The sequence below is a fragment of the Janthinobacterium sp. 35 genome (assembly GCF_002754575.1).
GTDB lineage: Bacteria > Pseudomonadota > Gammaproteobacteria > Burkholderiales > Burkholderiaceae_D > Janthinobacterium > Janthinobacterium tructae.
The window spans coordinates 2,066,123-2,091,475 of record NZ_PEFN01000001.1; the positions used below are offsets into that span (position 1 = coordinate 2,066,123).

Below are 25,353 nucleotides of genomic sequence, written 5' to 3' on the forward strand. Positions count from 1 at the left end.
AAAAAAGGCCGAGCAGGGGCACGCGGACCGGGTGGGCCAGCGGGCAAACGACAACGAAACGAATGGGAATGACTTACGGGATGCGTGGACGGGCACGCACCGGCATCGACTGGGCCATGCATTGCATGGTCAGCTGGTGCGGGGCGGCATAAAAACAGGCGGAAAGACTAAAGCGCAACATAAAAGACACCGGTAAGCGGGGAAAGGCCACTATATCTCGGCGTCTTTATGGCGTGAACGAATTAAAAATTGATTGTATATACGATTTGAATCTAAGGACTTGGCGTTTGGCAATATCAGGCGTCGGCCATCGCCTGCGGCGCGGCCGCCGCGCGGCGTGCCTGCACGCCCCACCAGTACCAGGAAATCAGGGCATTGACCCAGTAAGCCGCATACAGCACGGCCGTCAGGTGCAGGCCGCGGCTGTAGTAGAGCGGCACGGCCACGGTATTGACCAGCAGCCAGAAGGCCCAGGTTTCGATGCGCCGGCTCATCAGCAAGAATTGCGCGATGATGCTAAATACCAACACTGCCGAATCGATGAAAGGCGCGTAGGCATTCGTAAACCGGTGCAGCAGCATGCCGTAGATGGCCACCGAGGCGATGCCGGCTGGCACCACCCAGGCCAGGCTGCGCCAGCCCGTGCGCGTGATCGGCAACGGTTTGCCGCCGGCGCCGCGCCGCCATTGCAGCCAGCCGATGACGCAGGTGACGATGAAAAACAGCTGCAGCATCACGTCGGCATACAGGTTGACCTGGAAAAACAGCACGGCAAACAGCACGCAGCCGACCATACCGATCCACCAGGAATGAATATTATTGCGTCCAGCCAGGATGATGGAGGCAGTCATCAAGACATTGGCGGCGATCTCGAGCGGGGGAGTCAAGCGGTCTTCCTTTGAGTGGGGCACGCCGCCACTATAGCCCATTTGATATCCGCAACCAGCCATGCACTGCTTGACTTCCGTGGCCATTCTGGCAAATTGGCAAACAGTACCCCTGAACCACTGCGGAGATGTTCCATGCGCTTGCGCCACGTGCTGCTTGCGGCAATGCTGCTCGGCAGCGTTCTGCCCGCCCAGGCCTGCCGCATGACGATGGCGCTGGAACAGTGGCCGCCGTATCTCTACCGCGATGCCCAGGGCCGCTATACGGGCCTGGACCTGGAGCTGCTGCGCGCCATTTTCAAGGAAGCGCACTGCACCTTGCTGACCGCGCCGGAACTGCCCACGGCGCGGCGCCAGTTGCTGTTCCAGAAAGGGGGGCTGGACCTGATGCTGGCCGCGTCCGACACCTCGGAGCGCCATGCGTATGCGCGTTTCAGCGTGAGCTACCGCGACGAAACCGTGGGCATCTTCGGCAAGGCCGGCACGCACGCCGTGCAGCGCCATGTCGGTAGCTTCGCGCAGCTGGCGCGCGGCAAGTCGACCTTGCTGGCGCCCAAAGTGGGCTGGTATGGCGCGCAGTATGCGGCGGCCCGGCCGGCGCTGGAAAAGGCCGGTCGACTGAATACCTTCGGCAGCTTCCAGCAGGGCATCCGCATGCTCGACGCGGGCCGCGCCGACCTGTTGCTGGGCGACGTGCTGGCCGTACGCCACGAAGCGCGCCTGCAGGGCGTCGCCTTGCACGCCCTGCCCTTCCTGGTCCTGCGCGCCCCCGTGCACCTGATGCTCAATGCGCGCACGACCAGCGCCGACGACCTGGCGCGCCTGAACGCCGCCATCACGCACCTGGAACAGCGTGGCGTGCTGGCGGCGATACGCGCCCGCTATGACGCGCCGTAAGGTGATCAGCCCTTGCTGGCCGCTTCCAGAATTTCCAGCTTCGTCTCGCGGCCATTCTTTTGTACGCCCTGCGCCTTGTCGTAGCTTTCGATCAGCGCGCGGTACGGCGGCACGATATGGTCCGTCATGATGGCGGCGAATTCCATCGCATCGGCGCGGTTCCAGGTGCTCATCACTTCAGCCAGCACCGCATACGTATCGATCGGCACGGCGCCCGCCTGCGTCACGCGCGCCATGGTGATGTCAGTGGCCATCTTCGACCAGTTGCCCGAGGCGTCGATGATGGCAAACACCTTGTAGCCGGCCGCCAGCGCGCTGATGGTAGGAAAAGCCATGCACACGCTGGTCAGCGTACCGGCGATCAGCAGGGTCTTGCGGCCCGTCTTTTCGATGGCTTCTACCCAGGCCGGATTGTCCCAGGCATTGATCTGGCCTGTGCGCGGGATGTAGACGGCATCCGGGTTGAAATGGTGGATTTCCGGGATCAATGGGCCGTTCGGGCCGTCGGGCACGGAAGCAGTGGTAAAAGTCGGCATGTTGGCCAGGCGCGACAGCTTGGCCAGCGCCGTGACGTGGCCGCGCAGCACGTGCTGCTCGATGTCGCGCACCAGCTGGAACAAACCGCTCTGGTGGTCGATCAGCAGCATGACGGCGTCGTCGGGATCGATCATCGGTGGCAAACCTTGGAAGTTGGCGGGGGTGCTCATGGTGGTCTCCTGAAAAACCATGCCGCGGGATGCGGCATGGGTACTGCACAAATGAATTACTTCTCGATGCGGGCGAAGCGGCCGCTGTTGAAATCCTCGAACGCCTGCGCGATTTCCGCCTCGGTATTCATGACGAAGGGGCCATGGCCGACGATGGGTTCGTCGATCGGCTCGCCGCTCAGCAGCAGTACCACGGCGTCGCTGTTCGCCTCGACGGTGATGCTGTCGCCATCGCGTTCGAACAGCGCCATCTGCGCTTCGCGCACCACGCTCTCGCCATTCACCAGCACCGTGCCGTGCAGGACGATCAGCGCCGTGCTCCAGCCGGCGTGCACCGGCAGCTGCGTCAGCTTGCCCTGCGCCAGGCGCACATCCCACACCTGCATAGTCGAGAACGTGCGGGCCGGGCCATGCTGGCCAGCGAAATCGCCGGCGATCACGCGCACCGAGCCGGCACCATCGGGCAGCGCCACGGTGGGAATCGTGTCGCTGGTGATGGCCTGGTAGCCGGGCGCCGTCATCTTGTTTTTCGCCGGCAGGTTCACCCACAGCTGCACCATTTCCAGCGTGCCGCCCGACTGCGTGAAGGCAGGCGAGTGAAACTCTTCATGCAGGATGCCGGCGCCGGCCGTCATCCACTGCACGTCGCCGGGGCCGATCACGCCGCCCTGGCCCGTCGAATCGCGGTGCGCCACTTCGCCCTTGTAGACGATGGTCACCGTTTCAAAGCCGCGGTGCGGGTGTGAACCGACGCCGGGCGGACGCGTGCCGGGTGCAAATTCGGCAGGGCCTGCATAGTCGAGCAGCAGGAAGGGGCTCAGCTGCTTGCCATGGCCGGTGTACGAAAACATCGAGCGCACGGGGAAACCGTCGCCGACCCAGTGCTGGCGCGGTGCGCTGTAGATACCTGTGACTGTATTCATCTCGATCTCCTGTGGGGTGTGCATGACGATGGAGTCAGAATACTCTTGCAACGATAGAGGCGGTAGACGGTAAAATTCGCCATCAGCGTTCCAAAAATAGAACGATCAAGGAGGCGGCATGCAGGATCTGAACGATTTGTATTACTTTGTGCAGGTGGTCGACCATGGCGGCTTCGCCCCGGCCGGACGCGCGCTGGGCATGCCGAAATCCAAACTGAGCCGGCGCATCGCGCTGCTCGAAGAGCGCCTCGGCGTGCGCCTGCTGCAGCGCACGACGCGGCATTTTTCCGTCACCGACGTGGGCCAGACGTTTTACGAGCATTGCAAGGCCATGCTGGTGGAAGCGGAAGCGGCGCAGGAAGCGATCGACCTGACGCGGGCGGCGCCGCGCGGCACGGTGCGCCTGTCCTGCCCCATCGCCCTGCTGCATTCGCTGGTCGCGCCCATGCTGGCCGGCTTCATGCGCGAGCATCCGCAAGTGACCCTGCTGCTCGAAGCGAGCAACCGCCGCGTCGACCTGGTGGCCGAAGGCATCGACGTGGCCATCCGCGTGCGTCCGCCGCCGCTGCCCGACAGCGATCTGGTACTGCGCGTGCTGGCCGAGCGCAGCCAGTGCATGGTGGGCAGCCCGCTGCTGTTCGGCGACGCCACCAGGCCAACCGCGCCGGCCGACCTGGCCGACTGGCCCAGCCTGGCCTTGGGCGCGCCGCAACAGCACTACCAATGGGATTTGCACGGCCCGGGCGGAGCGCGCGCCCAGCTGCGGCATACGCCGCGCTTCGTCACGGGCGACATGCTGACCCTGCGCGACGCGGCCGTGGCCGGCGTGGGCGTGGTGCAGCTGCCGACCATGATGATCGTCGAACAGGTAGCCAACGGCAGCCTACTGCCGCTGATGGCGCAGTGGCGGCCGCAGCGCGAAATCATCCACGCCGTCTTCCCGTCGCGGCGCGGCCTGCTGCCGGCCGTGCGCGCGCTGATCGACTACCTGGCGCACAGCTTCGCCGCGCTGGAGGAAGAGTGAGGCTTTTCAGGTACGATGGCGTACCCTCCAATCGCCTGGATACCGCATGCGTTTATTGATTTTGTCGGACCTGCACCATGAGTTATGGCGCGAGGATGCGCCGCAAGGCGACCTCGCGCTCAGCCGTCCCGATGCCGTGATCCTGGCCGGCGACATCGACACGGGCACCCGCGCCGTCGCCTGGGCGGCCAGCACGTTTGCGGGACTGCCCGTGCTGTACGTGCATGGCAACCACGAAGGCTATGGCCACTATCTGGACAAGGTGCGTCAGGAGCTGCGCGCAGCCTGCGCCGCCACCGACAACGTGCATTTGCTCGACGCCGACAGCCACGTCATCACCGACCAGGCCGGCAAGCAGGTGCGCTTCCTGGGCGCTACCCTGTGGACGGATTTCCGCCTGCTGGGCGACGACACGCGGCAAGCGGCCATGCACGATGCGCAAGCCATCATGAACGACTACAAGCGCATCCGTCTGGCCAACATGGGCTATCGCAAGCTGCGTGCGACCGACACGGCCATGTTCCACGCGCAGCAAAAAGCCTGGCTGGCGCGCGAACTGGCGCAGCCGTTCGAAGGCGCGACAGTCGTCATCAGCCACATGGCGCCGTCGCTGCTATCGGTCGATGATGCGTATGGCAGCGAGGCGTGTTCGCCCGCCTATGCTTCGCGCCTGGACGACCTGGCCGCGCAGGCGGACCTGTGGGTGCATGGCCACATCCACGCTTCGCGCGACTATCGGATCGGCCAGTGCCGCGTGGTCAGCAACCCGTGCGGCTACAAGACGCGCAGCGGCACGCCGCAAAATCCCCGTTTTGATCCGAACTTCATCGTCGAGCTACCGGCTCGCTAATCGTCAGGTTTGCGCCGGCCCGCCAGCCATTGCTGCAAGCGGTGCTTGCCGGCGAGGCTTCCGACTGGTGTGCGCCAGCGCTGTCATTTTGTCGCAGCCGTTTTTTCTTTCGCAATGCGGGCATCGAGCTTGGCTTCATTCTTGGCCGCGTAATTGCTGCACGCCTGCGCATCGATGAAGGGATTCGGCGTGACGCCTTCCAGCAATTGCGTCAGCTTGCGGTCGCCGCCGGAGTGGTCGGGGTGGGCCGAGATCAGGATGTCGCACGGCAGTTTGGCAAAGTCCTGCATGACGCGGCGGAAGGCCGGCGTCAGGTCCGCATGGCGTTCATCGCCCAGGTAGTGAAAATCGTCGGCCGCCACCGGCGTGAGGCTGGCGCCGAACACCACGTTCAGGCAGTCTTCGCGCTCTGCATCCTCGCACGAGACCCAGGTCCAGCTGGTGCTGCCCGGCGTATGGCCCGGCGTGTAGCGCGCCGTCACGCTCACGTCGCCCAGCTGCAGGGTTTCGCCATCGGCGATCTCGCGCACGTTTTCCACGGCCGGCATGGGGTCAATTTCGCCCGCTTGCGGGTCCGCAGCGAGCACCGCTCCCGCGCGCAGCGCCTCCGCTCCCAGCGGACTGGCGACCACTTGCGCGCCGCTGTCGCGGGCCAAGGCGGCGATGCCGCCCGAATGGTCGAAATGCGCTTCCGTATTCAGGATGAATTTGATGTCTTCCAGGCGAAAGCCCAGCTCGAGGATATGTTCCTTGATGGCGGCCACCGATTGCGGCAACGCGCCGTCGATCAGAATCAATCCTTCGCGCGTGTCGATCAGCACCACGCTCAAGCCGCCCACGCCCACGTAATACGTATCGCCATGGATGCGCGCCGGTTGCTGCGGGCGGTTCCATTGCGCCGCATACGGCGAGGCGATCGGCTGCGTCAAGGGATCGACGGCGGGCGTGGCGCCATGCGCGGCAAATGGCAGCGCCATGGCGGCCAGCGCGATGCTGAGCAGAGTCTTGGGTAAGTAGAAAGGCGGCATGCGGCTCCAGGAGTGAGTGTGTGGTAAACGATGCCATAGGGTAACGTCGCCACCCTGGCGCGGTCAAGCAGTGGGGCGCGCTTGCTGTCCATCCCGCCAATTGCGCTACGATAGAGGCCCATCCACTGCCGCGCGCCTTGCCGCGCCCACTGCCATGCGTTTGCTGATCCTGTCCGACCTGCACCTGGAAGTCTGGGGTGAAGACACACCCGCCATCGACCTGGCTACCAGCCGCCCCGACGTGGTGATCCTGGCCGGCGACATCGCGACGGGTAACCATGCCATCGCCTGGGCCGCGCGCACCTTCGGCGCCCTGCCCGTGCTGTATGTGCACGGCAATCACGAGGGCTATGGACACCAGCTCGAACACATGCAGGACGCCGTGCGCGACGCCTGCGCCAGCGCGAATGCGCAGGGCGCCAACATCGGCCTGCTCGACGGCGACGCCGTGGTCTTGAACGGCGTGCGCTTCCTCGGCATCACCCTGTGGACGGATTTCCTGCTGTTCGGCGCCGACAGGTACGAGGAAGCCTTGAGCGCGGCGCAAGCCTACATGCCCGACTACAAGCGCATCAGCACGGGTGGCGACGCGCCGCGACTGCTGTGCGCCAGCGACACGGCGCTGCTGCACGCGCAGCACAAGGCCTGGCTGGCCGAGCAACTGGCGCAACCGTTCGCCGGCGAGACCGTCGTCATCACGCACATGGCGCCCTCGATGCTGTCGGTGGACGAGCAATACGCGGCCAACCTGGGCTCGCCCGCCTTCGCCTCGCAGCTGGACGACCTGGTGGCGCAGGCGGACCTGTGGGTGCATGGCCACATGCACGCCTCGCTCGACTACCAGATAGGCGAGTGCCGCGTCGTGTGCAACCCCTGCGGCTACAAGCGCCCCGATGGCACGCCGGAAAATGAACGTTTTGATACAGGCTTTATCGTCGAACTCGATAACGCGGTTTAGGGTTTCCGATAGCGCAGCTGCACCACGCCGCTGGGTAGTGGACGCGTGTCTTCCAGGCGCCAGTCGCTGCGCGGCAAGCCATCCTCGAACAGGCGCACGCCCTTGCCCAGCACCACGGGCAGCACGGACAAGGTCAGGCTGTCGATGACACCTTCGCGTAAACCAGCGCGGATGACGGCGCCGCCATCGAGATACACATGGTGGCAGCCCTCCTCTGCCAGACCTGCCAGTACTTCCCGCACGCCGCCTTCGCGGCGCTGCTCGCCATGCCGTGGCGCGAAGGCGCGGTGGCTGAGTACCACCACGCGCTTGCCCGCATACGGCCACGGCGAAAAATCCAGCACGGCGTCATACGTGGTGCGTCCGATCAGCAGGGTATCGACTTGTCCCATCAAGGCCGTGTAGCCGGTGGCGTCGGGCGAGTCGGGCGCCAGCTCGGCCAGCCAGGCCAGGTCGCCGTTCTCTCCCGCGATGCAGCCGTCGATGCTGATGCCGAGAAAAACGCTGACGAAAGGTTTTTGCATGAAGCACTCCCACAATTAATTCTACAGTGTAGAATTATGCCCATGAAACCACCAAAACTTCAAGCGCTTGAAAGTCCCGTGCGCCGTGCAGGGCGTCCGCGCCGCGCCGCGCCCGCACTGGATAGCGCCAGCATCCTGCACGCTGCCCTGGCCCTGCTGGAAGAACAAGGCGAAGCGTTTTCCATGCGCGCGCTGGCGCACAGCTTGGGCGTCGACGCCATGGCGGTGTATCACTACTACGCGGGAAAAGAGGAATTATTGCTGGCCTTGATGGCGCAGCGTTTTGCCGCGCTCGATCCGCACCAGCCGCCGTTTACGCGGCGCCAGGCACCTCGGCGGCGCCTGCTCGCGCTGTGCGCGCTGTACCTGGAACTGGTCAGCGCCACGCCGTATTTCGTGCGCCTGATGGCGCGCGGGCTGGTAGAACAAGCCGATGTCGCCGAGCGCTTCACGGCGCTGTTCGAGCTGGCCGTGGAGGGCCTTGAGCTGGACAAGAAAACCCGGCTGCGCGGGCGCGATGCGCTCGTCGATTTTTTACACGGCTATGCGCTGGCAGGCAGGCCCGCCAGCGAGACGCAATGGCACGCCTCGGTCGGCCTGCTCCTGGCGGGCATGACCGCCTGGAACTAGCCTGGCATCAGGCCAGCAGCTTGAGCAGCGCCTGCGCGGCCGCTTCCGACGATGCGGGATTCTGGCCCGTGACCAGCAAGCCATCGGTGACGGCATACGGCTGCCAGTCGCCCAGCTTCGAGTAAATACCGCCGTTTTGCTTGAGCATGTCCTCGACCAGGAAAGGCACGATGGCGGTCAAGCCGACGACGTCTTCCTCGGTATTCGTAAAGCCCGTCACCTGCTTGCCGCGCACCAGCGGCGTGCCGTCAGCCGCCTTCACGTGGCGCAGCACGCCCGGCGCGTGGCAAACGGCGGCGACGGGTTTGCCGGCGGCGATCATCTGCTCGATCAGCGCGATCGAGTGCGGATCTTCGGCCAGGTCCCACAGCGGACCATGGCCGCCCGGGTAAAACACGGCGTCAAAGTCGGCCGCCTTCACTTCGGCCAGCTTGCCCGTGTTGGCCAGCACGGCTTGCGCATCGGCGTCTTGCTTGAAGCGGCGCGTGGCGTCCGTTTGCGAATCGGGTTCATCGCTTTTCGGGTCCAGCGGCGGCTGGCCACCGTTGGGCGACACCACCGTCAGCTTCGCGCCCGCTTCCTGCAGGGCATAGTAGGGCGCGGCGAATTCTTCCAGCCAGAAGCCGGTTTTCTTGCCCGTGTCGCCCAGTTGATCGTGCGAGGTCAGTACCATCAGGATGTTCATGTTGTTTCCTTTTATGTCAGGATTACAGTGCTGCTTCGAGGATACGGCGGCTGCGCGCGAGATCGATATCGCGGTGTTCGCCGAGGGAGGTCATGCCGTGTGCTTCCAATTGTTTCAGTACCGATTCCACCGCTTCCTGGCCCAGCTGGTAAGCGGACAAACGGGTCGGGATGCCCAGGCCTTCAAAGAAGGCGCGGGTGCTGGCGATGGCCATGTCGATGCGCTCGTCGTCGCTGCCCTGCGTGATGTTCCAGACACGCTCGCCAAATTGCAGCAACTTGCCGCGTTTCTGCTCGCGCTGTACGTCCAGCAGTGCCGGCAGCACCAGGGCCAGCGTGCGCGCGTGGTCGATGTCATACAGGGCCGTCAGTTCGTGGCCGATCATGTGGGTGGCCCAATCCTGCGGCACGCCGGCGCCGATCAAGCCATTCAGGGCCAGGGTGGCCGTCCACATCAGGTTGGCGCGGGTAGCGTAATCGTCGGGCGCGGCGACCGCCTGCGGCGCGATCTCTACCAGCGTCTGCAGCAAGCCTTCGGCAAAGCGGTCCTGCACCATCGCCTGCGCCGGATAGGTCAGATACTGTTCCGTCGTGTGGACAAAGGCGTCGACCAGGCCATTGGCCACCTGCGTGGCCGGCAAGGTAAATGTCTTGCTGGGGTCAAGTACGGAAAATTGCGGATACAGCAGCGGACTGCGGAAACTCAGCTTGTCATGCGTGGCTTTTTTCGTCACCACGCCGCCGCTGTTCATTTCCGACCCGGTGGCCGGCAAGGTCAGCACCGTGCCGAACGGCAGGGCTTGGCGCACATTGGCGCCGCCGCGTTCGGCGATTTCCCACGGCTCGCCGTCGTACAGGGCGGCGGCGGCGACGAACTTGGTGCCGTCGATGACGGAGCCGCCACCGACGGCCAGCAGGAAGTCCAGCTTGGCGCTGCGCACCTGCGCCACGGCGCGCATCAGGGTTTCATAGCTGGGATTGGGTTCGATGCCGCCAAACTCCTGCACGCTGCGCTGGCCCAGCGCAGCGCGCACTTCGGCCAGGGTGCCGGTCTTTTCCGCGCTGGCGCCGCCGTACAAGATCAGCACGCGCGCATCGTGCGGCACCAGGGTGGACAATTTGGCGACGGTATCAAGACCGAAGACGATACGGGTCGGGTTATGGAATTCAAAATTTTTCATGCTGTTGCTCCCTATTATTAGACTGGTCGTCTACGATTTAATTCAAAAAACGCGGACGTGCTGCGTCCGCTTGCTAGCTGTCTATCGGTAGCTGTCCGGCGGCAGCTGCAGCAGGTCCAGGGTCGCCTGCCAGGCCGTTTGCAAGGCGCTGGCGTCGCGCCGCAGCTTGGTCAGCATGGCCGCGCCCAGCCACAGCTGGTACAAGGTGGCGGCCATCTGCCCCGGATCGGCCACCGATGGCAGCGAAGCGTCCGCCCTGCCCTGCGCGATGGCCAGGGCCAGCCTGGCGATGATACGGTGGGTGCCGTCGAGCAGCGCCACGCGCATCGGTTCGGACATGTCCGCCACTTCGCTGCTAAGCTTGACCACCAGGCAGCGGCAGTCGCAACCGCTGCCATCGAGACTCTCGCTGGTCCAGCTGGCCCAATACGCCATCAGCGACTGCGCCGCGCTCTGGCCCGGCTGGCCCAGCACGTCTTCCATCCCGGCCAGGTAGCCGGTAAGGTAATCTTCCAGCATCGCCTCGCCAAACAATTCCTTGGACTTGAAGTAATGGTAGAACGAGCCCTTGGGCACGTCGGCGGCCGACAAGATCTCGTTCAACCCCACGCCGGCAAAGCCCTTGCGCGTGATGATGGCCTTGCCCTGGTCGATAATGTGCTGGCGCACGTCGGTGTATTCAGCTTTCATGCGACGATTGTAGCACAATTAGACCAGTCGTCTAGTTTGAATGAAACCCAGAGAAAAATTCTGGGGTCGGACTGAGCTAGCCCGGATTTGATGGAGGGTCACTAATTTGAGAAAATAGTGACATCCAAAGGAATCCATCATGACCAAGAAGCCATCGCTTGCCGTATCAGACGCTGTTCCCGCTACGCAAGTGCGGCGGGAACGCACCGTTTTCTCCAGGCAGTTCAAACTCACTGCTGTAGAGCGCATGCAGGAACCTGGCTGCAGCCCGGCCGCCTTGGCGCTGGAACTGGGCATCCGCCGCAATCAGCTGTACAAGTGGGCTGCCGCGCTCAAGCAAGCTGGCGAACTGCCGGCGCCGAAAGTGGTAACGCCTGTCTCGACCACGGATCTGGCCAAAGAGAATGTCCGTTTAAAGCGTGCACTGCAGGCTTCGCTGGAGGAGAACGCCATCTTAAAAAAGCTCGATGCGTACTTAACGCGGCGTTAAAGCACAAGTACGCTTTCATTACCGCGCACCAAGCCGAGTTTCGGCTCGCCGCGATGTGCCGGGTACTGCAGGTCAGTCCCAGCAGTTATTATGCGGCCGCGAAACGGTTGCCCAGCTTGCATGACACTGTCGATCTGGCGCTGCGCGAGGACATCAAGCGCCTCCATGCAGAACATCGCTGTGCGCCGGGCGCGGTCAAGACCTGGCGGCTGTTGCATGCGCAGGGAATCATCTGCGGCAAGCACCGCGTGGCACGCCTGCGCAAGCTCGATGGCATTACGTCGATGCGCCGGCAGCGCTTTCGTGTCATGCAGACACATCAACACACCGAGCCTCCAGCGCCTGATTTGTTGCAACGGAAGTTCAATGTTGCCGCGCCCAATACGGCCTGGGTGGGCGATATCACGTCGATACGTACGCGTGAAGGATGGCTGCATCTGGCCATCGTGCTCGACCTGTTTGCACGCCGGGTGGTGGGATGGTCGATGGATACGTCGCAGCCTGCCATGCTACCCATCGCGGCCTTGAGGATGGCCATTGCGCAGCGCAAGCCGCCTGCCAATCTGATCTGTCATACCGATCAGGGCAGTGTGTACGGATCGGCGGCCTATCGCAGCGTGCTGCAGGAACATCAGTTGCGGCCCAGCATGAGCCGGCGTGGTAACTGCCACGATAACGCCGTGGCCGAGAGCTTCTTCTCGCAGCTGAAAAACGAAATCACGCACAATACGACGTATGCCACACGCGAAGAGGCCAAGGCTGCTATCGTCGATTACATCGAGGTGTATTACAATCGGATGCGCTTGCATCAAAGCTTGAAATACCGCACCCCAATCGAGGTTGAGGTGCATTACGCATCGATTAAAAATCCCCCGCACCGCGAGGGAGTGACTCTCCATTAAAACCGGGACACCTCAGACCCTGAGGGTCCGACCCCGGCAGTGCGCATTTGGGTTTGCTTCCTGGAACTTATGCAAACTTCTTGAAATCCGGCTTGCGCTTTTCAAAGAAGGCCGTAAACGCTTCCTTCGCTTCGGCGCCGCCCAGCATGGCGCTGAACAGTTTGTTTTCGTCGGCGATGGCGGCCTTCATCGGCTCCATGCGGCTTTGCTTCATCAGGCGCTTGGTGGCGCGGATCGAGGCCGCTGGCAGGGCCACCAGCTTGGCGGCCTGCCCTTGCGCGTACGTCATCAAGTCGTACAGGGGCACGACTTTCGACACCAGGCCCATTTCCAGCGCTTCGCTGGCCGGGAAGGACTCGCCCAGCATCAGCTTTTCCGCCGCGCGCGGGTAGCCGGCCAGTTGCGTGAGCAGCAGGCTGGAGCCGAATTCCGGGCACAGGCCCAGTTGCGTAAACGGCATCGAGAAGCTGGCGTTGTCGGCCGCATACACCAGGTCGCAATGCATCAACAAGGTCGTGCCGATGCCGATGGCCGGGCCGGAGACGGCGGCCACCACGGGCTTGCTGCTGCCGTACAGGGCGCGCATGAACTGGAACACGGGACGGTCATGGTCGAGCGAGCCATCCTTCGGACGCGCCGTCTTCATGAAGTCATCGAGGTCGTTGCCAGCCGTGAAAATCTCGCGCTTGCCGCAGATCAGGATAGCGCGTACCTCATCATCCGTCTCGGCCGCCACCAGCGCATCGGCCAGGGTCTGGTACATGGCGCCCGTGATCGCATTCTTGCGTTCCAGGCGGTTGAATTCCAGGGTCAGAATGCCCTCGCTCTTGCTGCACAAAATATCCATGTCGTCTCCAAAAAGATAAAGGGCGCCGGGGTAATCCCGCAGCGCCCTGTTGTATTGCTTTAGCCCGTCAAGCTTATACGCGCTCGAAGATGCCTGCCGCGCCCATGCCGGCACCGACGCACATCGTGACCATGCCGTACTTCTGCTTGGTGCGCTGCAGTGCGTGAATCACGGTGGCCGCGCGGATGGCGCCGGTGGCGCCCAGCGGGTGGCCCAGGGCGATCGCGCCGCCCATCGGGTTGACCTTCGATGGGTCCAGGCCCAGGTCGCCGATGACGGCCAGGGCTTGCGCGGCAAACGCTTCGTTCAGCTCGATCCAGTCCAGCTGGTCTTGCGTGATGCCGGCGGCGGCGCACGCTGCGGGAATGGCGAATTTAGGACCGATGCCCATGATTTCCGGCGGCACGCCGCGCACGGCGAACGAGGAGAATTTCGCCAGCGGGGTCAGGTTATGCTCGCGTAAAATCTTCTCGCTGACGATCAGCAGCGCGCCGGCGCCGTCGGACATCTGCGAGCTGTTGGCGGCCGTGACGGTGCCCTTGGCGGCAAACACGGGTTTGAGCTTGCCCAGCGACTCCAGCGTCGAATCGGCACGCGCGCCTTCGTCGGTGTCGACGGTGCGGCGCGTCACATCAACTTGGCCGGTGGCCAGGTTCGGCGTGCGCGTGATGATTTCCACGGGCGTCGTTTCGGCCTTGAAGAAACCGGCTTGCTGCGCGGCGATGGCGCGGCGGTGCGATTCAACGGAGAACGCGTCCTGCTGTTCGCGCGACACTTTCCATTGCTGCGCCACTTTTTCGGCCGTCAGGCCCATGCCGTAGGCCATACCGATGTTTTCGTCGCTGAACATGTCCAGGTTCATCGATGGGTGATGGCCCATCATCGGCACCATCGACATCGATTCGATACCGCCGGCGATCATCACGTCGGCTTCGCCCACGCGGATGCGGTCGGCGGCCATGGCGATAGCCGTGATGCCCGAAGCGCAGTAACGGTTGACGGTGACGCCGCCCACGGTTTTCGGCAAGCCGGCCAGCAGCACCGAGTTACGCGCAATATTAAAACCTTGTTCCGCTTCCGGGAACGAGCAGCCGATGATGGCATCGGTGATCAGCGCCGGGTCGAGGCCAGGCGCTTGCGCCAGGGCCGATTGCAGCACGCGCACCAGCAGGTCGTCCGGGCGGGTGTTTCTGAACATGCCGCGCGGCGCCTTGCCGATCGGGGTGCGGGTTGCAGAGACGATGTAGGCGTCTTGAAGTTGTTTGCTCATTTTATACTTTCAAAGATGTTGAACGAGGTTCGTGTTCTGTCGAATGTCCGGGATGCTGGCCTATCGCTTCTGCGACAAATACCAGTCCACCGTCACCTGTGCCGCCAGCGTGCCTTCGGAGTCGAAGATATCGACTGCCACGGGAAACGCCACCTTGCCGTCCTGCGCCAGCTGCGCCTTCAATGCAGCCAGGTCGCCCGGTACCCGGCCTTCGGCGCGCGTCGCGCCCCGGGCCAGCTTCTGGTACTGAATGCGCGACTCCTTGGCCACCGGGCGCAAGCCCAGTATCAGCTCGGCGAAGCCGCCAGCCATGGCCGCGCCGGAAGCCGTTTCGGCCAGGGTAAACAAGGCGCCCGCATGCTGCGTGCCCAGGTGATTATGCAGTTTGGGATCGTCCGGCATCGACACCTTCGAGGTGCCGGCGCCGATGTCGTCGATGCTGATCCCCAGCAGCCGCACGAAGGGCAAGGTGTCCATCATCTGTTGTTTGATACGGTCATACACCATGCTTGGCCTCACGCGCAGCAGTACTTTAAAAACAAGGGACAGGATCGTCATCGACGTTGTGCTTAGTTGCGTACCGGCTTACCGGTCTGCATCATGCCCATGATCCGTTCCTGGGTTTTCGGATGGTTCAACAGCTCCAGGAATGCCTTGCGTTCCATATCCAGCAGCCACTGTTCGCTGACGAAACTGCCTTGGTCCACGTCGCCGCCCGATACGATCTCGGCGATCATCTCGCCCAGCTTGAAATCGTGCGCCGAAATGAAGCCGCCGTCGCGCATGTTGACCAGCTGCGCCTTGATGGTGCCCCAGCCGTAACGGCCCGTGACCTGGATCAGCGACGGCAGTTGCGGACGGAAGCCCGCGTCGAACATGGCGCGCGCTTCGACCTTGGCCACGTGCAGCAGCTCGTAGGCGTTGAACACGATGACATCGTCTTCTTTCAGGTAGCCCATTTTTTTCGCTTCCAGCGCCGATTTCGACACATTGGCGGTGGCTGCATTGGTGAAGCCCGTTTTCAGGAATTGCAGGATGTCGTTGCCCTTGGCTTCCTTGTAGGCGCGCTGCGCCGCTTCTTTCAAGCCGCCGCCGGCTGGAATCAGGCCCACGCCCACTTCCACCAGGCCGATGTAGGACTCGATCGAGGCCACGCGCTTCGAGGAGTGCAGCGCCAGCTCGCAACCGCCGCCCAGGGCCAGGCCAGCGACTGCGGCGATCACCGGCACGTTCGCGTATTTCAGCGACATGAAGGTGTTCTGCAGTTCGGCGATGATCGGGTCGACCGCTTTCACGCCGCCTTGCATGAACGCTGGCAGGGCCGATTGCAGGTCGGCGCCGGCCGAGAAGGCGCCGCCTTCGGCTGCGTCGGCGTGCCAGATCACCAGGCCCTTGAAGTTCTTCTCCGCTTCGGCCAGCGCCAGTTTCAGGCCATTGATGACGCCTTCGCCGATCACGTGCATCTTGGTCTTGAACGAGATGATCAATACATCGTCGCCCGTATGCCAGACGCGCACGGATTCGTCTTCGAAGACGGTGGTGCCGGCGGTCTTGCCGTCGATGGCGCCGCTGCCCAGGACGGGCGCGCGGAATGGCTGGCGGTCATACACGGCCAGGCTAGAACGGGGCACGAAGCTGTTCGACACGGCCGAGTAGGAACCTTCCGGCGTATGCACGCCGCCTTTTTCAGCGACAGGACCTTCGAACACCCATGCCGGCAACGGTGCATTGCACAGCGCGTGGCCGGCGTCGATGTCTTCCTTGACCCAGTTGGCCACTTGCAGCCAGTTCGATGCCTGCCACGTTTCAAACGGACCGACGTTCCAGCCGAAGCCCCAGCGCATGGCGAAGTCGATGTCGCGCGCATTGTCGGCCACGGTATCGAGGTGGATGGCGATGTAGTGGAAAGCGTCGCGGAAGATCGCCCACAGGAACTGGCCTTGTGGATTCGTCGATTCGCGCAGCGCCTTCATCTTCTTGACCGGATCCTTTTCTTTCAGGATGCGGGCGATGATGTCGGCAGCCTTGGCGCCGCCAGCGACGTATTCACCGGTGGCGAAATCGAGGCGTTGAATCTCCTTGCCGACTTTCTTGTAGAAGCCCGCGCCGCTCTTCTGGCCCAGCGCGCCTTTTTCCACCAGCTGCGCCAGCACGGCCGGCGTCTTGTAGACGGCAGCGAACGGGTCGTTCGGCAGGTAGTCCTGCATGGTCTTGATCACATGGCCCATGGTGTCCAGGCCGACCACGTCCGCCGTGCGGAAGGTGCCCGACTTGGCGCGGCCCAGCTTGGAGCCCGTCAAGTCATCGACGACGTCCACGGACAGACCGAATTTCTCGGCTTCGTGCACGATGGCCAGGATACCGAACACGCCAACGCGGTTGGCGATGAAGTTCGGCGTATCCTTGGCGCGCACGACGCCCTTGCCCAGGGTGGTGGTCAAAAAGCCTTCCAGCTGGTCAGCGATTTCAGGGCGGGTAGACTCGGTCGGGATGATCTCGACCAGGTGCATATAGCGCGGCGGGTTGAAGAAGTGCACGCCGCAGTAGCGCGATTTCAGGTCGGCGTCGAAGCCTTCGGCCAGCTTGGTGATCGACAGGCCGGAAGTGTTCGAGGCGAAGATCGCGTTCGGGCCGATGTGCGGCGCGACCTTTTGATACAGGTCGTGTTTCCAGTCCATGCGCTCGGCGATGGCTTCGATGATCAGGTCGCAACCGGCCAGCAGGTCCAGGTTGTCTTCGTAGTTGGCGACCTGGATCAGCGATGCATCATCCTTGTTGCCCAGCGGCGCAGGCGACAGTTTTTTCAGGTTCTCGATGGCGCGCAGCACGATGCCATTCTTTGGACCTTCTTTTGCCGGCAGGTCGAACAGCACGACCGGCACTTTCGCGTTGATGCAATGGGCGGCGATCTGCGCACCCATCACGCCGGCGCCGAGGACGGCTACTTTTTTAACGATGAAATTGGTCATATTTTCCTCAAGTCTTAGAACAGGTCTGCGTCGAGTGCCATCAGGTTGGCCGAACCGGAACGCGCCTGACGGATCAGGGTTGCCGTTTCAGGCTGCAAGCGGGCGAAGTAGAAACGTGCGGTAGCCAGTTTGGCGGTATAGAACTTGTCGCCGCTGGATTCTTTTTCGAGGGCGATCTTGGCCATCTGCGCGAACAGGTAGCTGTAGATCATGTGGCCGACGACACGCAGGTATGGCACGCATGCCGCGCCCACTTCGTCAGGATTCTGGAAGGCTTTCATGCCGATTTCCATGGTCAGCTTGGTGACTTTGTCGCCCAGGTCGCCCAGTGGGGTGACGAATTCGCTCATCGCTTCATCGGTACCGTTGTCTTCGACAAACGCCTTGATCTTTTCGCCGAACTTGCGCAGCTTGGCGCCGTTGTCGCCGAGGATCTTGCGGCCCAGCAGGTCCAGCGACTGGATCGTGTTCGTGCCTTCGTAGATCATGTTGATGCGCGCGTCACGCACATACTGCTCCATGCCCCACTCCGAGATGTAACCGTGGCCGCCGAACACTTGCATCGCTTCCGAGGTGGCGATCCAGGCGTTGTCGGTAATGAAGGCCTTGATGACAGGGGTCAGCAGCGCCACTTCATCGGCGGCTTCCTTGCGCACGTCGGCGTCCGGGTGGTGCAGTTCGCGGTCGATCTGCAGCGCCACGTAGGAAGTGAAAGCGCGCGCGCCTTCGGCGTAGGCTTTGCCCGTCAACAGCATGCGGCGCACGTCAGGGTGCACGATGATGCGGTCGGCCGGCAGTTCCGGGTTCTTGATGCCGGACAGCGAACGCATTTGCGTGCGGTCCTTGGCATAGATCAGCGCATTCTGGTAAGCGATTTCCGTCAGGCCCAGCGACTGCATGCCCACGCCCAGGCGGGCCGCGTTCATGAAGACGAACATGGCGTTGAGGCCCTTGTTCGGCTGGCCGATGATCCAGCCTTTCGCGCCGTCCAGGTTCATCTGGCAGGTCGAGTTGCCGTGAATGCCCATTTTTTCTTCGATGGCACCGCAGGTGATCGGGTTGCGCTCACCGACCGTACCGTCCGCGTTCGGCAGGAATTTCGGTACCAGGAACAGCGAAATGCCTTTCGAGCCTTCCGGTGCATCCGGCACGCGGGCCAGCACCAGGTGCAGGATGTTTTCCGCCATGTCGTGCTCGCCGGCCGAGATGAAAATCTTGTTGCCGGTGATGGTCCAGGAACCGTCCGCCTCAGGCAGCGCCTTCGAGCGCAGCAGGCCCAGGTCGGTGCCGCAGTGCGGTTCGGTCAGGCACATGGTGCCCGTCCATTCGCCCGAGACCAGTTTCGGCAGATACACTTCCTTCTGGTGGTCGGTGCCGTGTTCCTTCAGGCACTCGTAGGCGCCGTGCGACAAGCCAGGGTACATGGACCAGGCCTGGTTCGACGAGTTCAGCATTTCATAGAAGGAATTGTTCAGCACGACCGGCAAGCCCTGGCCGCCGTATTGCGGATCGCAAGCCAAGGCCGCCCAGCCGCCTTCGACGTACTGCTTGTACGCTTCTTTAAAGCCTTTCGGCGTGGTCACGCTTTTCGTGACGGGATCGTGGTGGCAGCCTTCGCGGTCGCCGGAGTGATTCAGGGGGAACAACACTTCGGAAGTGAACTTGCCGCCCTCTTCCAGTACCTGGTTGATGATATCGGCGTCGACGTCGGCGTACGACGGCATTTGCTTCAGTTCTTCTTCCACTTGCAGGAACTCATGCAGAACGAATTGCATATCCCGGATTGGCGCGACGTATTGACCCATAATTTTTCTCCTGAAGGCGTTTAGCTAAAGTGTTGTACTTGTGAACTGCGTGTGCGTTGCTGCGGATACTGCCTGACGGCTTATTTGCTTGTGACGGAATTCTGGTACGACGCCAGCAGGCGGATAAAGCCCGCTTGCGCCCGTTCGATGCTGCCCGGCACGCGCAGGAAGCGCGCATCGTGATGCAGGGCCAGGATCAGGCCATACATCTCGTACACCAGCTGCTGGGCGTCCGTGTCCGCTTTCAGGTCGCCCGTGGCGATCGATTGCTCGACACAGCGCAGCAGCGCACCTTGCCAGGCCCGTACCATGGCCACCAGGGAGTCGCGGATGGGGCCGGGACGGTCGTCATACTCGACGGCGCCGCTGATATAGATGCAGCCGGAAGCGATTTCCACGCTGACCCGCTTGACCCAGCGCGCAAACATCGATTGCAATCGCTGGATACCGCGTGGCTCTTTCATGCTGGGGAAAAAGACTTCTTGCTCGAAACGATAGTGGTAGAGCTTCAGCACTTCCATCTGCAAGTCTTCGCGCGAGCCAAAGTGGGCAAACACGCCCGACTTGCTCATGTTCATTTTGTCCGCAAGCAGCCCAATGGTCAGGCCTTCCAGGCCGTCGCGGCTGGACAAGTCCAGCGCCACGTCGAGGATGGCTGCACGGGTCAGTTCGCCCTTGCGCATGAATTTGACTGAAGTATTCAAGAGGTCCGTTCTAAAAGTGATGTTGCCGATTTGGCGGACTGAAGCGAGGGTAAAAAAAAGCACGCTTCGAAAAAATCCGAACGCTCGTACTATTATCCACTACCACGTAAAAGTCAAACGGGAACTTTAGAGCCGGTGTTCTATTGGTGCAGCGCAGCATTTTTTGACTGCGTGTTTGTTGCGATTTCAGGCAGGCAAAAGCGGTGAGCGCCCTTGCCTGACAGCAACAAGCGCGCCTCAGTCGAGGCCGCCTGCCTTGCTCAATTGACGGCGGTCGCGCTTGGTCGGCCGCCCCTTGATGGTGGTGCCCGGCTCGCGGAACAGCTTGCGCTCCTCGGCCAACTGCTCGCGGCGGGCGATGCTGGCCGGTGTTTCTCCGTACAGCAGACGCGCCACGCTTGCCGCGCCGCGCTTGTCGGACAGGCCCAGCACGGCCACTTCCCACGTTTCCGCGCCATTGTCGATGGCCAGCTCGTCGCCCACGCGCAGGCTGCGCGCCGGCTTCACGCGCTCGCCGCCCACTTTGACTTTACCCGTATCGACGGCTTCGCTGGCCAAGGAGCGCGTCTTGAAGAAGCGCGCCGCCCACAGCCATTTATCCAGCCTTACCGTTGTCATCTCGTTCATGCGTACTTGCCTACTGAAAAAATGCGCATCACCAGCCGGTACACGAGGAAGGCGGCTTCGTAGCCGATGCGCCGGACACGGCCGATGTGCTTGAAATCATCCTGGTGAATCACGATGCCGTCGGCCACGCCCTGCTCGATGTGCTGGCGCAGGCTTTGCGCGAACGCCACATCCTTGATGACGATGTTCGCTTCCTGGTTGAGGAACAGGCTCAGCGCGTCAATATTGCTCGAACCCACTGTCGCCCAGTCATCGTCGACCACGGCCACCTTGGCGTGCAGCTGGGTCTTGCGGTATTCGACGATTTTCACGCCGGCAGCCAGCAGTTTCGGATAAAACGAGTGCGCCACGGCATCTTGCATGCGAAATTCGCCCACGCCGATCAACAGCACCACGTCGACGCCCCGCTGGGCCGCCTGGGCCAGGGCGTGGCGCAGCTTGTGCCCGGGCGCGAAATACGGGTTGGCCAGCATCACGCTCTTGCGTGCCTGGCCCAGCGCCTGCAGGTAGGCGCGCTGGATGGTGCGGCGGTTGCGCAGGTTGTCGCGCACGACAAAACCGGCCACGACGGGGTTCTTCGCCAGCTCCTTGCTGACCACGCGCATCTTGCGGTACAGCTTGATACGCCGTACCAGGTTCATCTTGCCCAGCCGCGCCCACTGTGCCTGCACTTCTTCATGGATGGCGTCGACCAGCGGGCCCTTCACCTGCACGGCGAAATCCCAGCGCGGCGCTTCCAGGCTGATGCTGTGGTCGTAGTCGCAAAACATGTCGTCGTTGATATTGATGCCGCCCACCAGGGCAATTTCTCCATCGGCGACGCAGATCTTGCGGTGCGTGCGCGTGATGCCGCGCCGGAACCACGGGTTGAAGATGCGGTGGTGCACGCCGGCCGCTTCCAGCTGCGCATGCATGGCATTCACGCGGCGATTGCCCGTGCCGAACCAGTCCGTGATCATGCACACCAGCACGCCGCGCGCGGCGGCACGCTTGAGCGCATCGAGCACCAGGGTACCCGTGGCGTCATCGGCAAAGATATATGTTTCGAAATACACTTCCGAACGCGCGCCGTCGATGGCGGCTATCAATGCGGGAAAATAATCGGTGCCGCAACACAGCAGCTCGATGTCGTTGTGGGCGATGAAGTTGACTGTGCGCATGCCGGCAGTCTACGCGAGTTTCAAGGCAGCAACGATCGGCGCGTGGTCCGACAATTTTGCCCACAGCGTGCCATGCATCACTTGCGCGCCTTCCACGTGGAAACCGCGCACATAGATGCGGTCCAGGCGGAACCACGGCAAGGCGGCGGGAAAGGTGCGCGCCGGTACGGGCACGGGTATTTTCGTCTGGCGCCGCGCCAGGGTGCGTACCAGGTCGCCCAGGGCCGAGTTCGACGCGCGCTGGTCGAATACCTCGACCACACCGAGCGCATTGCGCAGCTTGTCGCTGAGCGTGTTGCGCCAGTCGTTGAAGTCGCCCGCGATGATGACGGGCTCGCCGTTCGGCGCCGATTCCATGACGGCGTCGATCAGCGCCTGCGTCTGGCGGCCCCGTCCCGATTCGAACAGGCCCAGGTGCACGACATAACAGTGCACGTCGGCCTGCGGCGTCTTGAGCACGCAATGCAGGATGCCGCGCTGCTCGTAGGCATGGTCGGACACGTCGTGGTTGGTTTGCGAGGCGATGGGAAACTTGCTCAGCAAGGCGTTGCCATGATGGCCATGGTCGTACACGGCATTCATGCCATACGCGGAATGGTGCTCGGCGCCGGCAAAGAATTCATGCTGCGACGCTTCCGGCCAATGCTTGTGGCCGTTGTTCTCGGCGCCATAGCGGGCCGCATTGCGGTCATGCTTGCCTTGCACTTCCTGCAAAAAGACGACATCGGCATTGAAGAGAGCGATCGCCTGCTTCAAGGCGTGCACCCTGGGCAAACCCCGCACGGAGGAGACACCCTTGTGTATATTATAAGTTGCTACGCGGATTTTCATGCCTTGATTCTACTCCCAGACGGGCCCCGCGCGGCGCCAACGTAGGTGCGCGTGCGCACCTAAACGCACACAATCACGCCAGCATGCGTCCCACGCCTGCCGTCACGCTGACGAGCAGCGCAGTAATGCCGGCCGCCCAGACGATCTTCACCAGCAGCGGTGCGCCGCGCCAGGCCACGGTGCGCTTGCCCTTGGCAAAGGCGCCCGGATGCAGCAGCCAGCCGATCGCCATCAGCGGCATGCCGATCGGCGGCGTGCGGCCGGGCACGGTGGAGCTGAACAGCAGGAAGATAAAGCACAGGCAGAAAACAATGCCCAGGGTGCCCAGCAGTTTTTGCTGCGCAGTCAAATGTAACCAGTTCAACATGGAATGCTTTCTAGGGAAATCAGGTGGGACGCGCCAGGCCCGTCATGGCCGGCAATTGCAAAATCGCTTCCGCGTTGGACGACGAGAAACAGCGGTCGGCCGCCGCCAGATACGGCAGCCACGCGTATTGCAAGTGTTCGCGGGGACTCAGTGTAATCAGCGTATCGCGCGGCACTTGCACGCTGAACACGTGTTCCGTGTTGCGCGTCACGCCGGGCGCATAGCGGTGGCGCCAGATCGGATAGATCTCGTACACATTCGACAAGTTCCAGTCGCGCAGCACGATGTGCTGTCCATCGACGACGATGCCGGTCTCCTCGCACAATTCGCGCGCGGCCGTCTGCAGCAGCGGCTCGTCGACGGCGTCGACGGAACCGGTCACCGATTGCCAGAAACCAGGCTGGCCCGCGCGCTCGATGAGCAAGACGTCAAGGTCAGCCGTATGAATGACGACCAGCACGGAAACGGGAATTTTATGGTTCATATCAACAATGAAAAAGGCGCCTCGTCAGCGCCTCTTTTTGCATAGCATTATCAAACAGCGGCCGCCGCAGCGGCCGCATGCTGCATTACGCTACTTTTGGCTCGGCGCCGCGCAAACGGATGTGCAGCTCGCGCAATTGCTTCTCGTCCACTTCCGACGGCGCTTGTGTCAGCAGACACTGGGCGCGCTGGGTTTTCGGGAAGGCGATCACGTCGCGGATCGAATCGGAACCCGTCATCATGGTCACGATACGGTCCAGGCCAAATGCCAGGCCGCCATGCGGTGGCGCGCCGTATTGCAGGGCGTCAAGCAGGAAGCCGAACTTCAGCTGCGCTTCTTCGGCATCGATTTTCAATGCGCGGAAGACCTTGCTTTGCACTTCTTCGCGGTGGATACGGATCGAACCGCCACCCAGTTCCCAGCCGTTCAAGACCATGTCGTAGGCCTTGGCGATGCAGGCACCCGGATTCGTTTCCAGCATGTCTTCATGGCCGTCTTTCGGCGCCGTGAATGGATGGTGGGTCGCCGTCCAGCGGTCCGCTTCTTCGTCGTGCTCGAACATCGGGAAGTCGACCACCCACAATGGCTTCCACACGTCTTCGAACAGGCCGGCTTTCTTGCCGAACTCGCTGTGACCGATTTTCACGCGCAGCGCGCCGATGGCGTCGTTGACGACCTTGGCCTTGTCCGCGCCGAAGAAGATCAGGTCGCCGTCTTGCGCGCCCGTCTGCTCGAGGATCGTGGCCAGCACGTCGGCAGGCAGGAACTTGACGATCGGCGATTGCAAGCCCTCAGGGCCCTTGGCTTTCTCGTTGACCTTGATGTAAGCGAGGCCCTTGGCGCCGTAGATGGCGACAAATTGCGTGTAAGCATCGATTTCCGAACGCGGCATGCTGCCGCCTTGCGGTACGCGCAGGGCCACCACGCGGCCGCCCTTCATGTTGGCGGCGCCGTTGAAGACCTTGAACTCGACCGTTTTCATGATTTCGGTCAAGTCCGTGAAGGCCAGCTTGACGCGCATGTCCGGCTTGTCGGAACCATACAGGCCCATCGCTTCGGCGAAATCCATCACCGGGAACGGGTTCGGCAAGTCGATGTTCAGGGTGTTCTTGAAGACGACGCGGATCATGTCTTCGAACAGGTCGCGGATTTCCTGTTCCGTCAGGAACGAGGTTTCGCAATCGATCTGCGTGAATTCAGGCTGGCGGTCAGCGCGCAAGTCTTCGTCGCGGAAGCACTTGGTGATCTGGTAGTAACGGTCGAAGTTAGCGACCATCAACAGTTGCTTGAACAACTGTGGCGATTGCGGCAAGGCGAAGAAGCTGCCCGCGTTCACGCGCGACGGCACCAGGTAATCGCGCGCGCCTTCTGGCGTGGACTTGGTCAGCATCGGCGTTTCGATGTCGATGAAGCCCAGCGCGTCGAGGTACTTGCGCACTTCCATCGTCACCTTGTAGCGCAGACGCAGGTTGTTCTGCATTTGCGGGCGGCGCAGGTCCAGCACGCGGTGCGTCAGACGCGTCGTTTCCGACAGGTTGTCGTCATCGAGCTGGAACGGCACGGGCACGGACGGGTTCAGCACTTCCAGTTCCGAGCAGACCACTTCGATCTTGCCCGATTTCAGGTTGTTGTTGATGGTGCCGTCGATACGGTTGGTCACGACGCCCGTCACGCGCAGGCAGAACTCGTTGCGCACGGCTTCGGCGACCTTGAACATCTCCGCTTGTTCCGGGTTGCAGACGATTTGCACCAGGCCTTCACGGTCGCGCAAGTCGATGAAAATCAGGCTGCCGTGGTCGCGGCGGCGATGTACCCAGCCGCACAGGCTGACGGTTTGTCCCAGCATGGCTTCGGTGACGAGGCCGCAGTATTCAGTACGCATAGACATAAAATTCTCAGTTCAGGTTAGTGAGT

27 protein-coding genes are annotated in these 25,353 nt (G+C 62.5%); 7 read left to right on the plus strand and 20 right to left on the minus strand.

Annotated elements, in window-relative coordinates:
• Positions 1-296: 296 nt before the first annotated feature.
• On the minus strand, positions 297-887 hold the full coding sequence (pnuC, locus tag CLU93_RS09250) for a nicotinamide riboside transporter PnuC (RefSeq protein WP_180287832.1): 591 nt from the start codon (positions 885-887) through the stop codon (positions 297-299).
• A 135-nt stretch (positions 888-1,022) separates the two neighbouring features.
• Between pnuC and CLU93_RS09255 the strand changes: the two genes are divergently transcribed.
• The gene (locus CLU93_RS09255; RefSeq protein WP_099760855.1) at positions 1,023-1,784 is read left to right on the plus strand and encodes a substrate-binding periplasmic protein; all 762 of its coding nucleotides are present in this window, start codon (positions 1,023-1,025) and stop codon (positions 1,782-1,784) included.
• Between the two features lie 5 nt (positions 1,785-1,789).
• Here the strand turns inward: CLU93_RS09255 and CLU93_RS09260 are convergent, their stop codons facing one another.
• Positions 1,790-2,491: an isochorismatase family protein gene (locus CLU93_RS09260; RefSeq protein ID WP_207780966.1), complete on the minus strand. Its 702-nt coding sequence runs from the start codon at positions 2,489-2,491 to the stop codon at positions 1,790-1,792.
• Between the two features lie 56 nt (positions 2,492-2,547).
• Complete coding sequence (locus tag CLU93_RS09265; protein ID WP_099760856.1) at positions 2,548-3,414, minus strand: pirin family protein; 867 nt, start codon at positions 3,412-3,414, stop codon at positions 2,548-2,550.
• A 118-nt stretch (positions 3,415-3,532) separates the two neighbouring features.
• Between CLU93_RS09265 and CLU93_RS09270 the strand changes: the two genes are divergently transcribed.
• A complete protein-coding gene (locus tag CLU93_RS09270) occupies positions 3,533-4,438 on the plus strand; it encodes a LysR family transcriptional regulator (RefSeq protein ID WP_099760857.1) in 906 nt (301 codons plus the stop codon).
• Between the two features lie 46 nt (positions 4,439-4,484).
• Positions 4,485-5,288, plus strand: coding sequence for a metallophosphoesterase family protein (locus tag CLU93_RS09275; RefSeq protein ID WP_099760858.1), 804 nt, complete (start codon positions 4,485-4,487; stop codon positions 5,286-5,288).
• A gap of 83 nt (positions 5,289-5,371) precedes the next feature.
• On the opposite strand, the gene bla is transcribed toward CLU93_RS09275, so the two are convergent.
• On the minus strand, positions 5,372-6,316 hold the full coding sequence (bla, locus tag CLU93_RS09280) for a subclass B3 metallo-beta-lactamase (protein ID WP_099760859.1): 945 nt from the start codon (positions 6,314-6,316) through the stop codon (positions 5,372-5,374).
• A gap of 154 nt (positions 6,317-6,470) precedes the next feature.
• Between bla and CLU93_RS09285 the strand changes: the two genes are divergently transcribed.
• Positions 6,471-7,274, plus strand: coding sequence for a metallophosphoesterase family protein (locus CLU93_RS09285; protein WP_099760860.1), 804 nt, complete (start codon positions 6,471-6,473; stop codon positions 7,272-7,274).
• Here the strand turns inward: CLU93_RS09285 and CLU93_RS09290 are convergent.
• Positions 7,271-7,798, minus strand: a complete 528-nt coding sequence (locus CLU93_RS09290) for a dihydrofolate reductase family protein (RefSeq protein ID WP_099760861.1) — start codon at positions 7,796-7,798, stop codon at positions 7,271-7,273. The genes CLU93_RS09285 and CLU93_RS09290 overlap by 4 nt on opposite strands.
• Positions 7,799-7,840: 42 nt before the next feature.
• Between CLU93_RS09290 and CLU93_RS09295 the strand changes: the two genes are divergently transcribed.
• A complete protein-coding gene (locus CLU93_RS09295) occupies positions 7,841-8,428 on the plus strand; it encodes a TetR/AcrR family transcriptional regulator (protein WP_180287833.1) in 588 nt (195 codons plus the stop codon).
• 7 nt (positions 8,429-8,435) lie between these two features.
• Here the strand turns inward: CLU93_RS09295 and CLU93_RS09300 are convergent, their stop codons facing one another.
• From CLU93_RS09300 to CLU93_RS09310, 3 genes are all read right to left on the minus strand, one after another.
• Positions 8,436-9,113: a type 1 glutamine amidotransferase domain-containing protein gene (locus CLU93_RS09300; RefSeq protein WP_099760863.1), complete on the minus strand. Its 678-nt coding sequence runs from the start codon at positions 9,111-9,113 to the stop codon at positions 8,436-8,438.
• A 22-nt stretch (positions 9,114-9,135) separates the two neighbouring features.
• A complete protein-coding gene (locus CLU93_RS09305) occupies positions 9,136-10,293 on the minus strand; it encodes an iron-containing alcohol dehydrogenase (RefSeq protein ID WP_099760864.1) in 1,158 nt (385 codons plus the stop codon).
• Between the two features lie 81 nt (positions 10,294-10,374).
• Positions 10,375-10,983 carry a TetR/AcrR family transcriptional regulator gene (locus CLU93_RS09310; protein WP_099760865.1) on the minus strand — a complete coding sequence of 203 codons (609 nt, stop codon included), beginning with the start codon at positions 10,981-10,983 and terminating at the stop codon, positions 10,375-10,377.
• 139 nt (positions 10,984-11,122) lie between these two features.
• Between CLU93_RS09310 and CLU93_RS09315 the strand changes: the two genes are divergently transcribed.
• Positions 11,123-11,473, plus strand: coding sequence for a transposase (locus tag CLU93_RS09315; protein WP_099759988.1), 351 nt, complete (start codon positions 11,123-11,125; stop codon positions 11,471-11,473).
• 17 nt (positions 11,474-11,490) lie between these two features.
• Complete coding sequence (locus CLU93_RS09320) at positions 11,491-12,375, plus strand: IS3 family transposase (protein ID WP_243420400.1); 885 nt, start codon at positions 11,491-11,493, stop codon at positions 12,373-12,375.
• A gap of 67 nt (positions 12,376-12,442) precedes the next feature.
• On the opposite strand, the gene CLU93_RS09325 is transcribed toward CLU93_RS09320, so the two are convergent.
• The 12 genes from CLU93_RS09325 to aspS all read right to left on the minus strand — a co-directional run bounded on the left by CLU93_RS09325 (position 12,443) and on the right by aspS (position 25,327).
• Positions 12,443-13,222 carry an enoyl-CoA hydratase gene (locus tag CLU93_RS09325; protein WP_099760866.1) on the minus strand — a complete coding sequence of 260 codons (780 nt, stop codon included), beginning with the start codon at positions 13,220-13,222 and terminating at the stop codon, positions 12,443-12,445.
• A gap of 73 nt (positions 13,223-13,295) precedes the next feature.
• Entirely contained in the window at positions 13,296-14,492 is a 1,197-nt protein-coding gene (locus CLU93_RS09330) for an acetyl-CoA C-acyltransferase (RefSeq protein ID WP_099760867.1), read from the minus strand.
• Positions 14,493-14,552: 60 nt separating this feature from the next.
• Entirely contained in the window at positions 14,553-15,050 is a 498-nt protein-coding gene (locus CLU93_RS09335; protein ID WP_243420105.1) for a PaaI family thioesterase, read from the minus strand.
• An 11-nt stretch (positions 15,051-15,061) separates the two neighbouring features.
• A complete protein-coding gene (locus tag CLU93_RS09340; protein WP_099760868.1) occupies positions 15,062-17,461 on the minus strand; it encodes a 3-hydroxyacyl-CoA dehydrogenase/enoyl-CoA hydratase family protein in 2,400 nt (799 codons plus the stop codon).
• A gap of 14 nt (positions 17,462-17,475) precedes the next feature.
• Positions 17,476-19,266: an acyl-CoA dehydrogenase C-terminal domain-containing protein gene (locus CLU93_RS09345; RefSeq protein WP_099760869.1), complete on the minus strand. Its 1,791-nt coding sequence runs from the start codon at positions 19,264-19,266 to the stop codon at positions 17,476-17,478.
• An 80-nt stretch (positions 19,267-19,346) separates the two neighbouring features.
• Positions 19,347-19,949, minus strand: coding sequence for a TetR/AcrR family transcriptional regulator (locus CLU93_RS09350; protein WP_096233568.1), 603 nt, complete (start codon positions 19,947-19,949; stop codon positions 19,347-19,349).
• A gap of 258 nt (positions 19,950-20,207) precedes the next feature.
• Positions 20,208-20,597 carry an RNA-binding S4 domain-containing protein gene (locus CLU93_RS09355; RefSeq protein WP_099760870.1) on the minus strand — a complete coding sequence of 130 codons (390 nt, stop codon included), beginning with the start codon at positions 20,595-20,597 and terminating at the stop codon, positions 20,208-20,210.
• Positions 20,594-21,757 (minus strand): cardiolipin synthase ClsB, encoded by a 1,164-nt coding sequence (gene clsB / locus CLU93_RS09360; RefSeq protein WP_099760871.1) that lies wholly within the window; start codon positions 21,755-21,757, stop codon positions 20,594-20,596. Before clsB ends, CLU93_RS09355 begins: the two co-directional genes overlap by 4 nt.
• 9 nt (positions 21,758-21,766) lie before the next feature.
• Positions 21,767-22,588, minus strand: coding sequence for an endonuclease/exonuclease/phosphatase family protein (locus CLU93_RS09365; RefSeq protein WP_099760872.1), 822 nt, complete (start codon positions 22,586-22,588; stop codon positions 21,767-21,769).
• A gap of 73 nt (positions 22,589-22,661) precedes the next feature.
• The gene (locus CLU93_RS09370; protein ID WP_072457749.1) at positions 22,662-22,955 is read right to left on the minus strand and encodes a hypothetical protein; all 294 of its coding nucleotides are present in this window, start codon (positions 22,953-22,955) and stop codon (positions 22,662-22,664) included.
• 19 nt (positions 22,956-22,974) lie between these two features.
• Positions 22,975-23,439: a dihydroneopterin triphosphate diphosphatase gene (nudB, locus tag CLU93_RS09375; RefSeq protein WP_099760873.1), complete on the minus strand. Its 465-nt coding sequence runs from the start codon at positions 23,437-23,439 to the stop codon at positions 22,975-22,977.
• 85 nt (positions 23,440-23,524) lie between these two features.
• Entirely contained in the window at positions 23,525-25,327 is a 1,803-nt protein-coding gene (aspS, locus tag CLU93_RS09380; protein ID WP_170840575.1) for an aspartate--tRNA ligase, read from the minus strand.
• Positions 25,328-25,353 lie beyond the last annotated feature (26 nt).